Source organism: Methylophaga marina, from assembly GCF_030296755.1.
GTDB lineage: Bacteria > Pseudomonadota > Gammaproteobacteria > Nitrosococcales > Methylophagaceae > Methylophaga > Methylophaga marina.
Genome location: NZ_AP027741.1, coordinates 2315705 through 2331784, shown reverse-complemented (window position 1 = coordinate 2331784; position 16080 = coordinate 2315705). Strand labels below are relative to the sequence as shown.

General features: G+C 44.8%; 13 protein-coding genes and 1 pseudogene. All 14 read right to left on the bottom strand.

All coding sequences use genetic code 11. The features are described 5' to 3' along the window. Positions 1-43: 43 nt before the first annotated feature. Positions 44-2134 (bottom strand): elongation factor G, encoded by a 2091-nt coding sequence (gene fusA / locus QUE24_RS11940; RefSeq protein ID WP_286304053.1) that lies wholly within the window; start codon positions 2132-2134, stop codon positions 44-46. A gap of 195 nt (positions 2135-2329) precedes the next feature. After that, positions 2330-2632: a DUF2818 family protein gene (locus QUE24_RS11935; RefSeq protein WP_286304052.1), complete on the bottom strand. Its 303-nt coding sequence runs from the start codon at positions 2630-2632 to the stop codon at positions 2330-2332. A gap of 8 nt (positions 2633-2640) precedes the next feature. Continuing rightward, the gene (gene nuoN, locus QUE24_RS11930) at positions 2641-4074 is read right to left on the bottom strand and encodes an NADH-quinone oxidoreductase subunit NuoN (protein ID WP_286304051.1); all 1434 of its coding nucleotides are present in this window, start codon (positions 4072-4074) and stop codon (positions 2641-2643) included. Positions 4075-4089: 15 nt separating this feature from the next. Beyond that, a pseudogene (locus tag QUE24_RS11925) lies at positions 4090-5600 on the bottom strand (NADH-quinone oxidoreductase subunit M). A 20-nt stretch (positions 5601-5620) separates the two neighbouring features. Then, on the bottom strand, positions 5621-7567 hold the full coding sequence (gene nuoL, locus QUE24_RS11920; protein WP_286304050.1) for an NADH-quinone oxidoreductase subunit L: 1947 nt from the start codon (positions 7565-7567) through the stop codon (positions 5621-5623). A 3-nt stretch (positions 7568-7570) separates the two neighbouring features. Then, positions 7571-7876: an NADH-quinone oxidoreductase subunit NuoK gene (gene nuoK, locus QUE24_RS11915; RefSeq protein WP_091712823.1), complete on the bottom strand. Its 306-nt coding sequence runs from the start codon at positions 7874-7876 to the stop codon at positions 7571-7573. Next, on the bottom strand, positions 7873-8472 hold the full coding sequence (locus QUE24_RS11910; protein ID WP_286304049.1) for an NADH-quinone oxidoreductase subunit J: 600 nt from the start codon (positions 8470-8472) through the stop codon (positions 7873-7875). Before QUE24_RS11910 ends, nuoK begins: the two co-directional genes overlap by 4 nt. Positions 8473-8484: 12 nt before the next feature. Further along, a complete protein-coding gene (nuoI, locus tag QUE24_RS11905; RefSeq protein WP_286304048.1) occupies positions 8485-8976 on the bottom strand; it encodes an NADH-quinone oxidoreductase subunit NuoI in 492 nt (163 codons plus the stop codon). After that, positions 8973-10031, bottom strand: a complete 1059-nt coding sequence (gene nuoH, locus QUE24_RS11900; protein WP_286304047.1) for an NADH-quinone oxidoreductase subunit NuoH — start codon at positions 10029-10031, stop codon at positions 8973-8975. The genes nuoI and nuoH overlap by 4 nt, the downstream gene beginning before the upstream one ends. Then, positions 10028-12367, bottom strand: a complete 2340-nt coding sequence (nuoG, locus tag QUE24_RS11895; protein WP_286304046.1) for an NADH-quinone oxidoreductase subunit NuoG — start codon at positions 12365-12367, stop codon at positions 10028-10030. Before nuoG ends, nuoH begins: the two co-directional genes overlap by 4 nt. 13 nt (positions 12368-12380) lie before the next feature. After that, positions 12381-13658: an NADH-quinone oxidoreductase subunit NuoF gene (gene nuoF, locus QUE24_RS11890; RefSeq protein ID WP_286304045.1), complete on the bottom strand. Its 1278-nt coding sequence runs from the start codon at positions 13656-13658 to the stop codon at positions 12381-12383. Next, positions 13655-14167 (bottom strand): NADH-quinone oxidoreductase subunit NuoE, encoded by a 513-nt coding sequence (gene nuoE, locus QUE24_RS11885; protein WP_425541718.1) that lies wholly within the window; start codon positions 14165-14167, stop codon positions 13655-13657. The genes nuoF and nuoE overlap by 4 nt, the downstream gene beginning before the upstream one ends. Next, positions 14164-15417 carry an NADH-quinone oxidoreductase subunit D gene (locus QUE24_RS11880; RefSeq protein WP_286304044.1) on the bottom strand — a complete coding sequence of 418 codons (1254 nt, stop codon included), beginning with the start codon at positions 15415-15417 and terminating at the stop codon, positions 14164-14166. The genes nuoE and QUE24_RS11880 overlap by 4 nt, the downstream gene beginning before the upstream one ends. Continuing rightward, entirely contained in the window at positions 15417-16076 is a 660-nt protein-coding gene (locus QUE24_RS11875; RefSeq protein WP_286304043.1) for an NADH-quinone oxidoreductase subunit C, read from the bottom strand. The genes QUE24_RS11880 and QUE24_RS11875 overlap by 1 nt, the downstream gene beginning before the upstream one ends. Positions 16077-16080 lie beyond the last annotated feature (4 nt).

Genomic DNA, 16080 nt, shown 5'->3' with positions numbered 1-16080 from the left:
GGCTGATAAATCAGCCCTTTTTTATTTCTATAGAAATAATCGCTTATTTCTTATCAGCTTCACGCTCTTTCACTTCCTTAATAACTTCATCTGACACATTACGTGGGCATGGGCTATATTGAAGGAATTCCATTGAGAACTGACCACGACCTGAAGTCATGGTACGCAGTGAACCGATGTAACCAAACATTTCACTCAATGGTACATCTGCTTTAATACGTACACCAGTTGCACCCGCGTCCTGTGACTTGATCATGCCACGACGACGGTTTAAGTCACCAATAACATCACCCACGTTATCTTCAGGTGTGAACACGTCAACTTTCATGATTGGCTCAAGTAACTGAGGACCCGCTTTAGGAATTGATTGACGATAACCACCCATAGCTGCTAATTCAAACGCGATAGCAGATGAGTCAACGGCGTGGAATGCACCATCAAATAAATTCACTTTAACGTCAAGTAACGGGAAGCCAGCTAACACGCCTTTATTCATCATTTTCTTGAAGCCACCTTCAACAGCTGGCCAGAATTCACGAGGAACAGTACCACCAGTAACCGTAGATTCAAATGTGAAGCCACTACCTGGTTCACCTGGCTCAATGATGTAGTCGATACGACCGAACTGACCAGAACCACCAGATTGTTTTTTGTGAGTATAGCTATCTTCAACACGTTGTGTAATTGTTTCACGGTAAGCAACTTGAGGCTCACCTACAACAACATCAACGTTGTGAGTACGCTTCAGGATATCTACTTTGATATCTAAGTGCAGCTCACCCATACCTTTCATGATGGTTTCGCCACTATCTTGATCTGTTTCAACACGGAAAGAGGGATCTTCTTTAATCATTTTACCCAGAGCAATACCTAATTTCTCTGCTGCACCTTTATCTTTAGGTGCGATAGCAATAGAAATAACAGGATCAGGGAAGACCATTGGCTCAAGTGTTGCCGCATTCTTCGGATCACATAAAGTGTGACCTGTTTGCGTGTCTTTCATACCAACGATAGCGATGATATCACCCGCATGAGCGTAGTCTAGCTCGTTACGGTCGTTCGCATGCATTTCCACCATACGACCAACACGTTCAGTCTTACCGGTAAACGTGTTCAGGATGGTGTCACCTTTACGTACTTCACCAGAGTAGATACGAACGAATGTCAGTGCACCAAAGCGGTCATCCATAATTTTGAATGCCAATGCACGTAATGGACCATTAATATCAACAGTCGCTACTTTACCTGTTTCGTTACCTTCTAAATCCACTTCTGGCTGAGGATCAACCTGAGTTGGATCAGGCAGGTAATCAACAACCGCGTCCAGAATTAACTGAAGACCTTTGTTTTTGAATGAGCTACCGCAATATGTAGGGAAGAAGGCTAGTTCTAATGTACCTTTACGGATACATTTTTTCAGATCATCAACTGAAGGTTCTTCACCTTCCAGATATTTTTCCATTAAGTCGTCGTCTTGCTCTACAGCCGTCTCAACGAGTTTTTCACGCCATTCTTCGATCTGATCAGCCATCTCTGCAGGTGGCTCTTCAATGCTGTAGTTTTCAGGATCTTTTTCGTCAGGCCAGTACCATGCTTTACGTGTCAGCAGGTCAACCACACCCTTAAACTCGTCTTCGATACCGATTGGCAGAACCATAACTAGCGGTGTAGCTGCAAGCACGTCTTCAACTTGCTTAACAACACGGTAGAAATCCGCACCCATACGGTCAAGTTTGTTGACGTAAATCAGACGTGATACTTCTGATTCGTTGGCATAACGCCAGTTGGTTTCTGATTGAGGCTCAACACCACCACTACCACAGAAAACACCGATACCACCATCCAGTACTTTTAAAGAACGATATACTTCGATAGTGAAGTCAACGTGTCCTGGTGTATCAATAACGTTTAAACGGTGACCTTTCCATGCACATGTGGTAGCAGCAGACTGAATGGTAATACCACGTTCAGCTTCCTGATCCATGAAGTCCATAGTTGATTCACCTTCGTGAACCTCACCAGTTTTATGAATTTTACCGGTCAGTTTCAGGATACGCTCAGTTGTTGTGGTTTTACCCGCATCAACGTGGGCGAAGATACCTATATTTCTGTACTTGGATAAATCAGAAGCCATAATCCTGTCTCTATTATTTGAATGAACAATTCGTGCATTTACACGGAGTTAAACCCGCCAATTCTAAACTAGAATGTTTATAGATGCACACATTTATAAGTAAAAAAGCGACAAAGTGCTATATGTCGCCATTCGATAAATTTACGCGCTGTTAATGTCAGCATGATGTTAGAGCATTTGCGGAGTTTACAAGTGCTATTTGAATTTATATTGCATAGGCAACCATTGGTAACGATATATAACCCCTGGCACTGACAACACCAGAAATAAACTCAAGACTGTCACAAAAAATTCCCAGCCTTGTGTATACACATCACCAGAGAAGCGAATTTCAAACGCGATACCGATACCTAGACTGATGAAAAAATACACCATTAACTCAAACAGTCTTATCCAGTTCGATTTACGTTCCAGTGCATAAACAAAAAACACACGATCGCCAATCCACGGTAAGTTAGCCAACACAAGAAACAGCCCTAACATAAGCCAGATAGACATCTTATTCCTCAAGAAAAAACCGTCGAACAAATCGACATTAACACGCCAGGGAATATCCCCAATGCCAGCACCAATAGTGTGTTGACACTCAACACAAATGCCGCTGAACCAGAGTAACTAAATGCATGCACCTCATCTGTTTTATCGAAATACATCACTTTGATTACCCGTAAATAATAAAAAGCACCAATGACTGACATCACCACGGCAACTAAAGCTACGGCCAGCATATCAGCATCAACGACGGCTTTTATCACACCTAATTTGGCGTAAAAGCCAGCCAAGGGTGGGATACCCGCCATTGAAAACATCAAAATCATCATTAACAGGGCTAACCATGGATGCTGAGAACTCAGCCCTTTATAGTCATCAATATTATCTGCCTCAAACCCATAACGACTCATCAGTAAAACCACACCAAAAGTCGCTAAGGTCATCAATGCATAAATTAACGTATAAAAAAGTGATGCCGCATACCCAGCTTCAGTCCCAGACAACACACCCATCAATAAAAAACCAACATGAGATATCGTTGAATAAGCCAGCATACGCTTAATATTGGTTTGTGCGATAGCGACAAGGTTACCGATTATCATTGATAAAACAGCCATCAACATCAGCATCGGTTGCCAATAGGTTTGTAAGTCTATCAGTCCATCCACTAATAATCGAATCAACAAAGCAAAGGCGGCCACTTTAGGGGCGGCAGCAATGAAAAGTGTCATGGCGGTAGGCGCCCCATGATAGACATCCGGTAGCCACATATGAAATGGAACAGCACCAAATTTGAAGCCAATGCCAATAATGACGAAAACAAGTGCAAAACTCAGAATCGTATCACTACTAGATGAAGCATAGATGGCTGTTGCCACCTCCTGCAACATCAAGCTACCCGTGATGCCATAAATAATTGACATGCCATACAAAAGCATCCCTGAAGCGATCGCACCCAAAATGAAATATTTCATTGCAGCCTCAGTGGCCATCATAGAGTCCCGATGCATGGCGACCATCGCGTAGAGACAGAGAGAGAGTAACTCTAGTCCTAGATATAAAGTCAGAAAATGATTCGCTGACACCAAAATCAACATACCCAGAGTGGCAAATAAAGCGAGAACGTAAAACTCACCCTGGAGTAATTGGCGTACCCGTAAATATTCAACGGAATATAATAAAACGCACATATTAATCAGACAGATAGCAACTTTTAATATATCGCTGAGACCATCTTTAACATAGGTCTCAGAGAAAGTTGTGCCTGACTCTCCCCATGACAGCAGGACTGTCAGCAGGACAAGGAATAAACTGAGTTGGCTGAGACCATAACTCCAGTTAATTTTTTTATTACCGGTAAAAGCCACAAACAACAAGACAACACAGGCCATTGCCAGCATGACCATTTCCGGCAATGCAAACAACATATTTGGCACTTGATAGTTCATTATCCGCTGTCCTTTTTATAGCTTGGATTGAGCCACTTGCGTTAATAAATTCTCAACAGAAGCGTGCATGACGTCTAGTAAGGGATCAGGCCATAGACCCAGTAGTAATATAATGACAGCCAAACTGGCTAACAGCATAAATTCACGCGTATTAATATCTTCTAGCTGAGCCACCTGTTGATTCATGACCTCACCAAAAAATACGCGCTTAACCATCCATAAAGTGTAAGCCGCTCCCAGAATCAAGGTCGTTGCCGCCAAAAATGCAAACCAGAAATTTGCCTGAAAAGCGGCTAAAATCACCATAAACTCACCCACAAAACCCGATGTGCCTGGCAAACCAGCATTCGCCATCGCAAAAAACACGGCAAATGCAGTAAACGTCGGCATGGTATTAATCACCCCGCCATAAGCACTAATTTCGCGAGTATGCATACGGTCATACAACACGCCAACGGACAGAAACATGGCCGCTGAAATAAAGCCATGTGAAATCATCTGCACCATCGCGCCTTCGACAGCTAAGACGGCTCCACTCCCGGTGGATGAATTAAAAAATATTCTAAAAACAATAAACAAGCCCAAGGTCACAAACCCCATATGAGCAATACTTGAATAAGCAATGAGCTTTTTTAAATCTGACTGTACAAGAGCAACAAAACCGATATACACCACAGCAATCAAAGACAAACTGATTAATAACCAATCCAAGGCCATGCTGGCATCTGGTGCGATAGGTAAGGCAAAACGAATAAAACCATAGCCACCAATTTTTAACGTGATGGCCGCCAGAATAACGGACCCCCCGTCGGTGCTTCCACATGCGCATCAGGTAGCCAGGTATGCACTGGCCACATCGGCACTTTGACCGCGAACGCGATCAGAAAAGCAAAAAATAGCCACGTTTGCTCTGTCATAGACAACGCGACCGAATGATAATCGAGTAATGAAAAGCTGCCTGCAACATGATGCAGATACAGCAACGCGATTAATAAAAAGACTGAGCCAAAGAAGGTATATAAAAAGAACTTGATTGTGGCATAAACTCGATTCGGTCCACCCCAGATGCCAATAATCAAAAATAACGGAATCAGCATCGCTTCAAAAAACACATAAAATAAAATGGCATCAAGCGCTGCAAAAACCGCCAGCATCAAGCCTTCCATAATCAAGAAAGCGGCAAGATACTGATTCAAGCGGTAGTCGATAACGCGCCAACCAGCGATAACGACTAAAATCGTTGATATCGTGGTCAATATGATCAAGGGCAGAGAAAAACCATCAATACCCAGGTGATAATTGATATTGAATGACTCAACCCAGGGATATAGCTCAACGAATTGCATGTTTGCAGAGGCGTTATCAAAGCCTAGATAAAGCCCAAGTGATAAGACAAATGTGAGGCTACTAGCTGCTAAAGCCAGCCACTTACTCATACAGGGACGTTCATTCAGGAATAAGCTAATCATCCCTGCCAGAAGAGGTATCCAGATAATGAGACTGAGTAAAGGAAGTTGAGCCAACATGAATGCCTAGTCCGTCCTTGTCACACTACAAAAAAAGTGAGAAGTAGTCCCACCCCGATGATCATTGCAAATGCATAATGATACAAATAGCCAGTCTGTAACTGTCTGGCTAATCTTGAGCACCAAGCTACCGTCTTCGCTGTACCATTCACCAACGTACCATCTATCAACAAGCGGTCACCAATTCGCCATAAAACCTGCCCCAAATGTCGGGAGCCGCCAGCAATGACTGTTTGATTAAAGTCATCAAAGCCATATTTATTGATGAGAATACGATAAATAAACTGTCCCTTTTCTTGTATCACAGCAGGTAACTCAGGACGACGCAGATACAAAAACCAGGCGATGACTATACCAGCCATGGCAAGCCAGAATGGCAGCGCAGTCAGGCCATGAATGATAAAACTGACAATGCCATGGAAGTCCTTTGCTTGTTCAGCCAGCACATCATGTGCAGAAGACACGTAGATGGCCTCAGCAAAAAACTCACCGTAAACCATACTGCCTATCCAATAACCGGCAATCACAGAAGGAATCGCTAACAGAACCAGCGGTAATGTGACGACCCCAGGTGATTCTTTAGGCTGATGCCCATGGTCAGTGTTAAATCGGGGTGTGCCATGAAACACCATAAAAAACAGTCGGAAACTATACAGAGCCGTGATCAATACTCCCGACAACACGGCAAAGTAGGCAAAGCCATGTCCGGTTAATTCGGAAGCGTGCACCGCTTCAATAATGGCATCTTTAGAGAAAAATCCAGCCAGACCAGGAAAGCCAATCAAAGCCAACGAACCAATCAGACTTGTCCAGTAAGTGATAGGCATATACTTTTTCAGTCCACCCATTTTTCGCATATCCTGCTCATGGTGCATGGCAATAATGACTGAACCCGCCGCTAAAAAGAGTAAAGCTTTGAAAAAGGCATGAGTCAACAAATGAAACACACCTGCCGCATAAGCAGAAACACCAAGCGCTACAGTCATGTAACCCAGCTGCGATAATGTCGAATAAGCAATGACACGCTTGATATCATTTTGAACCAAGCCGAGCAGTCCCATAAATAAGGCTGTGATGGCACCGATAATCAACACAAATGACAATGCTGTTTCAGAAAGCTCGAATAACGGTGACATACGCGCCACCATAAAAATGCCTGCGGTAACCATAGTGGCGGCATGAATCAGGGCTGAAATAGGCGTCGGCCCTTCCATCGAGTCAGGCAACCAAACATGTAAAGGCACCTGTGCTGATTTGCCCATGGCGCCGATAAATAACAAGATGCAGGTCAGCGTCATGACAGACCAAGCCGTATCTGGAAAAACGCTGATTGTTTGCTCTGCCATTTGTGGTGCTTGTTGAAACACAGCCAGATAATCCAGACTACCTGCATACATCAACACGGCAGCAATGCCCAATAAAAAGCCGAAGTCCCCGACTCTATTCACTAAGAAAGCTTTGAGGTTTGCATAAATCGCCGTCGGCTTTTTATACCAAAAACCAATCAGTAGGTAAGAGACTAGCCCCACCGCTTCCCAGCCAAAGAATAACTGCATGAAATTATTTGCCATCACCAACATCAACATGGCAAACGTGAATAAAGAAATATAACTGAAGAAACGACAGTAGCCATCATCATCGTGCATGTAGCCAATGGTATAGATATGCACCATTAATGACACAAAGGTCACCACCGTCATCATCACTGCACTCAGTGCATCAATCATAAAGCCGACTTGAAGCTGTAATGAACCGGCTTGCAACCACTGATAGACGGTGTCGTTATATGTCAGCCCATCGACTGTCACCAGTTTTAATACCCAGGCGGATAAGAAAAAAGCCACACCGACTGAAAAGATTGTAATGCGATGCGTCCAGCAACGGCCTAAATGACGACCAAACAAACCTGCTGCAATACTGCCAAATAATGGCGCGATAACAATGGCAAGCAGTAAGCTCTGTGGCATCCCTTACCCCTTTAACCTATCCAGATCAGACACATTAATGGTGCTGAGGTTACGGAATAACACCACCAGAATGGCCAGCCCAATTGCCGCCTCCGCTGCTGCCACTGTCAAGATGAAAAACACAAACACCTGACCAGCGGGGTCGCCGAGAAAGTGTGAGAAAGCAATAAAGTTTAGGTTGACTGCTAGCAGCATTAACTCAATACACATCAATAAAATGATGATATTTTTACGGTTCAGAAAGATACCCGCTAAAGACAAGCTGAACAATATGGCAGCGAGAATAAGATAGTCAGATAAAACAATCATGGTTCAGAGCCACCTCCATCTTGTTTTTTGCTGCGTAGATCAACCATTCTCACCCGGTCTGTCGATTTAACGGCCACCTGTTTGGCTGGGTCCTGCAATTTACGATGGTGCTCACGTAATGTCAGCGTGATAGCAGCAACAATGGCGACGGTCAGGATCACAGAAGCAATCTCAAATGGATACACATAAACGGTATACAACAAACGACCCAGCATTTTTGTATTACTGCCGTCAGTCGCTGCTGCATCACTGATATCAAATTGAGGCGCATTCAGCACGGCAATCATTTCCACCACAATCACAGCAGCCACAATAATCCCTAATGGTAAATAGCGTGTAAAACCTTCTTTCAGCGGGGCCAGATCAATATCCAGCATCATCACCACAAATAAAAACAGTACTAACACAGCTCCCACGTAGACCAGCACCAAACTGATAGCAAGAAATTCTGCCTCAAGCATTAACCAGATACCGGCACTGGTAAAAAAAGCTAGTACCAAGAATAAAGCGGCACGCACGGGGTTACGCACAGTGATAACCATGGTGGCGGCAAACACTAGAATGACTGCAAAGAAGTAAAAAATCATTTTTTCCACTAGTTTGTCATCCTAACGATAAGGTTCATCAGCAGCACGGTCTGCAGCAATCTCTGGCTCATATTTATCCCCGATTGCCAGTAATTTATCTTTTGTAATGATTTGTTCACCTCGGTTTTCAAAATGAAACTCAAAATGTCGTGTTTCAACAATCGAGTCGACCGGACAAGACTCCTCACAAAAGCCACAATAAATACACTTAAATAAGTCGATATCGTAGCGAGTAGTACGGCGACTACCATCATCTCTGGGTTCAGTTTCGATAGTAATGGCAAGTGCAGGACAAACCGCTTCACATAACTTACAACCAATACAGCGCTCTTCCCCATTGGGATAGCGCCTTAAGGCATGCAGTCCACGGAATCTTGGTGACTGTGGTGTTTTTTCCTCGGGATATTGCACCGTGACTTTGCCGGCAAACAAATAACGCCCGGTTAGACGAAGCCCCTGAATCAGCTCCCACAATAGAAAGCTTTTAAAAAAATGACGGAGACCTGACATCATCCCCCTCCCGCAGTGATGACTGCACTTTCTGTAAACCAAGGCCCTATATCAAACACCTGGGCCGTCGACACAATAACTAACCAAACCAAGGTGACAGGAATAAATACTTTCCAGCCTAAACGCATGATCTGATCATAACGATACCGAGGAAATGTCGCTCGGAACCATAGGTACATAAACAAAAAGATAGCTGTTTTCCCAAGCAGCCAGACTAATCCAGGCACCCAGGAAAACGCACTTTCCAGCACTGGAATCCCATCAAAGGGTGACAACCAGCCACCCATAAACAGGGTCGCGGCCAGCATAGAGATCAAAATCATATCGGCGTATTCGGCCAGGAAAAAAATGGCAAACGCCATACCGGAATATTCCACATGGAAACCAGCGACAATTTCTGATTCGCCTTCTGCAATATCAAACGGCGCCCGGTTTGTTTCCGCTACCCCGGAAATAAAATAGACAATAAATAAAGGAAACAGTGGTATGAAGTACCAGTGCCAGAAACCTCCTTGTTGAGCCAGTACAATTTCGCCAAGGTTCAGGCTACCGGCCGCAATCAGCACACCGACCAAAGCAAACCCCATCGCAATCTCGTATGAGACCACTTGTGCAGCACTACGCAATGCACCTAAAAAAGCATAACGGGAATTAGACGCCCAACCAGCCACCACTACCCCATACACACTCATGGAAGTAATCGCCAGGATATATAACAGTCCGGCATCAATATCTGCCAACACCATGCCATCATCAAAAGGCATCACCGCCCAGGCAGCCAATGCTGGCCCTATTGCCAAAACAGGTGCAACCAGAAACAAATATAAATTGGATTTTGCCGGAAAGATGACTTCTTTCAGCAGCAATTTCAGACCATCAGCTATTGGTTGCAGTAATCCCCATGGGCCAACTCGGTTAGGACCAATACGCGTTTGTATATAACCAATGACTTTGCGTTCAGCGTAAGTCAAATAGGCAACTGACAGCATTAAAGGCACAATGATGAGTAAAATTTTGAATAGGTTCGGCAGGATATCCTGTAAAAACATATCAATCATGTGGCTGCCTCACTTTGAGAAACAGTGATCTGTCCAAACAGGCTGACTAGACGGCTCGCGGCCTCTGTCGTAGCAGCAACATAAACACAACCATCTGCAATACTGTCATCCATCTCTAAGGGCAGACGAATCACGCTGTCTTGTTGTGTCAGCGTCAAAGGCGTTTGATGATTTAAACCATGTTTTGCGGCTTCTTTTCTATTGATGCGTGCAAACTGTATTCGTTGAGTTTCCGGTGTTTTTTGTAACGCTTCACTGTGACGTAATAATGCATCCGTCCGATACATCGGTACCTCAGAAATCATCATCAAGTCTGACTCTAGGTTAAGCGAATCGGGAATATATGGCGGAGTCGAGTCAGTATGTCTCTCAGCTTGTTTCTGACGAACCTCATCTGCCACGTCCTGTGACGAAATATAGTCAAACCCTTCTAATTGGCTAACATTACCGAGCACACGCAGAATCTTCCAACCAGGACGACTATCTCCTCTAGGAGCAACCGCACCAGCAAACTGCTGCCATTGTTTATCCAGGCCAACAAACGTGCCAGAAGTTTCAGTAAAACAAGCCATTGGTAAAATCACATCGGCCGTTTGTCTCAGAAACTCACTATCGAAACTATGTAGTGCCACCACAAAACTGGCGCGCTTTAGTGCTTGTTTGGCAATGGCTGGGACAGCAGTATCATGCAATGCGTCTAAGCCCATCAACACGTACGCCCGGAGACTCTGTTGCCACATTTGCAGACTGTTTTTCGCTTCCTTACCAGGTAAGGTGTTGGCAAAGACATGAGCTTGGCTATTCGAGGATGGCATCACCATACAGCGACTGCCTGACAACTCAGCAATTTTCTGGACTAATGCGCGTATTTTTGCAGCATCGGGGTGATGATTAGCTAAGTCTCCCACGATCAAGGTGGCGGTCGCTGCGTTCGATAACTGCATAGCCACATTTTGTTCAAACGCAGTGGGCGTACGTTCTGGATATAGAGCCTGCCATGCATCATCATCGTCATTGGTCATTGACGATAATACTTTGGCAATGCCCGCCAAGGTGGAGAGCATGGCCTTGATATCCACTGCCATTTCATACTCAACCGGCATCAGCAAGTCTGTCAGAAAGAAATTGATATTACTTACCACAGCACCATTTATCGCCGCTTGTCTTATACGATGAGCAAGAATAGGTTGCTCAGCCCGAATATGACTGCCGATAAGCACAATCGCATCACTGTCCTGTACATCTGCCAATGTCCAGCTCTCTATTGCGTACTGCTCGAGAGAGTCAGAAAAATCTTGCTGACGCAGGCGATGGTCAATATTCTCAACACCTAAACCACGTAACCATTTCTGGAACAGAAAGGCTTCTTCCAGCGTCGCTGTCGGTGAAATCATGCCACCCACTTCTTCGGTGCCATGTTTATTGATAACGGTTTGTAAACCTTTTACCGCTGTTTCCAATGCGGTTTGCCAGTCAACGACCTGCCAGTCACCCTCTACTTTAATCATAGGCTCAGAAAGTCGTTTAGGATGGGCCAAACCTTGATAGGAGAACCTGTCTCTATCCGATAACCAGGCCTCATTAATGGATTCATTATCTCTCGGTACCACACGCATCACATCATTTTGTCTGACATGCAGCTCAATATTAGAACCGATGGCATCATGAGGTGCGATGGAGGGATGGGCTTTCATTTCCCAGGCACGCGCTTTGTAACGGAAAGGTTTAGACGTTAATGCTCCAACAGGACAGAGATCGATAATATTACCCGACAACTCAGAAACCAAGCTGTGCTCAACATAGGTACCAATCTCCATATGTTCTCCACGCCCGGTTGCACCCAGTTCTTTAACACCAGCGATTTCCACACCAAAGCGCACGCATCTTGTGCAATGAATACAGCGTGTCATATCAGTACGAATCAAAGGTCCGATATCTTTGTCTTTGACAACACGTTTACCTTCTGTAAACCGACTGACACCTTCGCCATATCCCATCGACAAATCCTGCAACTCACATTCACCGCCCTGATCACAAATCGGACAATCCAGTGGATGATTAATCAATAAAAATTCCATCACACTGCGTTGAGCATTAATCGCGACTTTAGAATGAGTGAATACTTTCATGCCTTCAGTCACAGGCGTCGCACAGGCTGGCAGCGCTTTACGGGACTTATCAACCTCAACAAGACACATCCGACAATTAGCTGCTATCGACAGTTTTTTGTGGTAACAAAAACGTGGAATATCAATACCTGCCTCATCAGCAGCCTGAATAATCATTTTTGTTGAGTCCACTTTCAGTGGAATACCGTCGATTTCGATATTAACCATATCTACTCAGCCTTCACGCTGTGTTATCCATACACCGACCATGATCGATGTGGTATTGAAATTCTTCACGAAAATGTTTGATAAAACTGACGACAGGTGCTGCCGCCGCATCTCCCAGAGCACAAATGGTATTGCCATTAATATTTTCAGCCACATCCACCAGCCGGTCTAAATCTTCTTGCTTGCCCTGCCCCTCTTCAATGCGCTTCACAACCCGATACAGCCATCCAGTGCCCTCACGACAAGGAGTGCACTGACCGCATGATTCTTCATAATAAAAATAGGCAATACGTTGCAGCGCTTTCACCATACAAGTTGAATCATCCATAACTATGACTGACCCGGCACCCAGCATGGAACGCCCTTTGGCAATCCCGTCATAACTCATATCGAGTCCCATCATAATCTCAGCTGGTACCACTGGCGTGGATGAGCCACCAGGAATAACCGCTTTTAACTGATGACCGTGCCGAACACCACCTGCCAACTCCAGTAGCTCAGCAAACGGCGTACCTAACGGCACTTCATAGTTACCGGGTTTATTAACATGCCCCGTCATACAAAAAATCTTACTGCCGCCATTATTTGGCGTGCCTAATTCATGAAACCAGTCCGCACCATGCTGCAATATCACCGGAATCGAGGCTAAACTTTCTGTATTGTTAATCGTTGTCGGCCTGCCATATAAGCCATAGCCAGCTGGAAATGGTGGTTTATAACGTGGCTGCCCTTTTTTCCCCTCCAAGGATTCGAGTAAGGCGGTTTCTTCACCACATATATAAGCACCCGCGCCGATATGAGTATGAAGCTGAAAGTGAAAGCCACTGCCGAGAATATCTTTACCCAAATAGCCGGCTTCTCTGGCTTCTTCCAGCGCTGCCTCAAAGCGTTCTATAGGTTCAAAAAACTCACCGCGGATGTAGTTATATCCAGTCTGGGCTCCAATCGTATAACCGGCGATAATCATGCCTTCTATCAATTGATGCGGGTTAAACCTGAGAATATCGCGATCTTTACACGTCCCCGGCTCGCCTTCATCCGAATTACAGACAATATATTTATCACCGGGCAAACGTCTGGGCATAAAGCTCCATTTCAGTCCGGTAGGGAAACCAGCGCCACCGCGACCACGTAATGCCGAGTTTTTGATCTGCTCAATAATAGACTCAGGTTTGAGTTTATTGCTCAAGATATCTTCAAGTACCTGATAGCCACCGACCTGTCGGTAGGCATCCAATGTCCAGGATGGTGAAAGGTGGTTGGTACGAAAACACACTTGATCCAGCTTCATGATTGGACCCCATCAATCAAGGCATCAATCTTTTCTTTGGTCAGGTACTCGTGGTATTGCTTATCCATCAGCAACATAGGTGCACCAACACAAGCGCCAAGACACTCGACCTCTTTGAGTGTAAATAGTCCATCGGCCGTTGTTTCACCTGGCTTAATCGCTAAACGTTGCTGAAGATATTCGAGTATTTCCTCAGAGCCACACAACATGCACGAGATATTGGTGCACAGGCTAATCTTATGTTTACCGACGGGTTCCAGTTCAAACATGCTGTAAAAAGTCGCCACTTCATAAACACTGATATTCGACATGGATAAATATTCTGCCAAGGCATCCATAATAGCTCTGGAAAGCCAGCCACCATTAGCCTCCTGCAGGATATGTAAGCATGGAATGACGGCAGATTGAGCACGACCTATCGGATATTTAGCTATCCATTTATCCAGCGCTGCACGCAGTTGCTCAGTGAATAAAGTCTGTTTAGGTCCGGTCAATACCATCTCTGTCATCGGTCAATCTCACCAAACACAATATCCATCGTACCGATAATGGCAACGACATCTGCCAGCATATGGCCTTTTGCCATTTCATCCATCGCTGCCAGATGTGGAAACCCCGGCGCTCTGATTTTCACGCGATAAGGCTTATTAGCCCCATCCGAAATCATATAAATACCAAACTCGCCTTTGGGATGTTCAATCGCACTGTAAACTTCACCTTCCGGCACACAATAACCTTCGGTAAATAGTTTGAAGTGATGAATTAAGGCTTCCATATCATTTTTCATGGTGCTGCGTTTAGGCGGGGCGACTTTGGTGTCATCAACAATCACTGGCCCTGGATTCGCTCTGAGCCAATTAACGCATTGCTTAATAATACGATTAGATTCACGCATCTCAGCGACACGGACTAAATAGCGATCGTAACAGTCACCTTCCTTACCTATCGGAATATCAAAGTCCAATTGGTCGTAGACTTCATAAGGCTGTTTACGGCGTAAATCCCACTCAATCCCCGAGCCTCTTAACATCGGCCCTGAAAAACCGAGTTGAAGTGCTCGCTCAGGACTGACCACACCAATGCCTACAGTGCGTTGTTTCCAGATACGATTATCAGTTAATAATGTCTCATACTCATCGACACAGTGCGGAAAACGTTGGGTAAAGTCTTCAATAAAATCGAGCAGACTGCCTTCTCGGTTTTGATTCTTTTTCTTTATTTCTTTGTCGTTGTGCCATTTGGAAGCCTGATATTGAGGCATTTTGTCGGGCAAATCGCGATATACGCCGCCAGGTCGATAATAGGTAGCATGCATTCTTGCGCCCGATACCGCCTCGTAACAATCCATTAAGTCTTCACGCTCACGGAAGCAGTAAAGAAAGACCGTCATCGCACCAATATCCAGACCATGCGCCCCCAACCACATCAGATGGTTTAATACCCGGGTAATCTCATCAAACATGACCCGAATGTATTGGGCTCTTATGGGTACATCAATGCCAATCAGTTTTTCGATGGCCATCACATAGGCATGTTCGTTACACATCATCGACACATAATCGAGACGGTCCATATACCCAATGCTCTGATTGAATGGTTTCGATTCCGCCAGTTTTTCTGTACCCCGATGCAGCAGCCCAATATGCGGGTCGGCTCTGACTATCACCTCTCCATCCATTTCCAGAATAAGACGAAGGACACCATGGGCAGCCGGATGTTGAGGACCAAAGTTGAGTGTGAAATTTTTTATCTCAGCCATTATTTCTCATCCTTGAGATAACGGTTATCATCACGAATCACCCTGGGTACTAAGGTTCTGGGTTCGATACTGACCGGTTCATATACGACACGTTTTTTGTTTTCATCGTAACGCATCTCAACATTACCAATAAGCGGGAAATCTTTACGAAACGGATGACCGACAAAACCATAGTCTGTCAAAATGCGTCGTAAGTCAGGATGTCCATCAAAGAGAATGCCGAACATATCAAAGGCTTCACGCTCATACCAATCAGCACCAGTCCATACCTTTGTCACGCTGTCTATAATGGGTTGCTCGGCTGCCAATCTGACTTTTAATCGTAAGCGTTGATTATGTGTAATGGATTGCAACTGATAGACCACGGCAAAACGATACCCGTCTGTCACGGGTTCTGCATGTCCCAAGCCATCTACAGCCCGGCTAAAACCAAACTCTGTCGACTGTTTGGTTTCCCAACTACTCCCGCCATACTCTGAGTAATCTACACCGGCCAAGTCCATCAACTGTTCAAATTGATAGTCATCTCGTAAGGTCGTACAAACCTCAATAATGTGTTCAGCCGCCACATGCAAAGTAATTTCATCTCGAACCAGCTCACAATCCAGTAACACATCTGAAAAATTCTGTTCTAGTTTGGCTTTTAAGGTTTGCATCATAAAA

Coding starts and splice junctions, on each gene's coding strand:
- nuoN (WP_286304051.1), bottom strand. CDS start 4,074: ATGAACTATCAAGTGCCAAATATGTTGTTTGCATTGCCGGAAATGGTC.
- QUE24_RS11880 (WP_286304044.1), bottom strand. CDS start 15,417: ATGGCTGAGATAAAAAATTTCACACTCAACTTTGGTCCTCAACATCCG.
- nuoL (WP_286304050.1), bottom strand. CDS start 7,567: ATGCCACAGAGCTTACTGCTTGCCATTGTTATCGCGCCATTATTTGGC.
- nuoE (WP_425541718.1), bottom strand. CDS start 14,167: ATGACAGAGATGGTATTGACCGGACCTAAACAGACTTTATTCACTGAG.
- nuoG (WP_286304046.1), bottom strand. CDS start 12,367: ATGGTTAATATCGAAATCGACGGTATTCCACTGAAAGTGGACTCAACA.
- nuoK (WP_091712823.1), bottom strand. CDS start 7,876: ATGATTGTTTTATCTGACTATCTTATTCTCGCTGCCATATTGTTCAGC.
- nuoH (WP_286304047.1), bottom strand. CDS start 10,031: ATGATTGATATGTTTTTACAGGATATCCTGCCGAACCTATTCAAAATT.
- QUE24_RS11875 (WP_286304043.1), bottom strand. CDS start 16,076: ATGATGCAAACCTTAAAAGCCAAACTAGAACAGAATTTTTCAGATGTG.
- nuoI (WP_286304048.1), bottom strand. CDS start 8,976: ATGATGTCAGGTCTCCGTCATTTTTTTAAAAGCTTTCTATTGTGGGAG.
- nuoF (WP_286304045.1), bottom strand. CDS start 13,658: ATGAAGCTGGATCAAGTGTGTTTTCGTACCAACCACCTTTCACCATCC.
- fusA (WP_286304053.1), bottom strand. CDS start 2,134: ATGGCTTCTGATTTATCCAAGTACAGAAATATAGGTATCTTCGCCCAC.
- QUE24_RS11935 (WP_286304052.1), bottom strand. CDS start 2,632: ATGTCTATCTGGCTTATGTTAGGGCTGTTTCTTGTGTTGGCTAACTTA.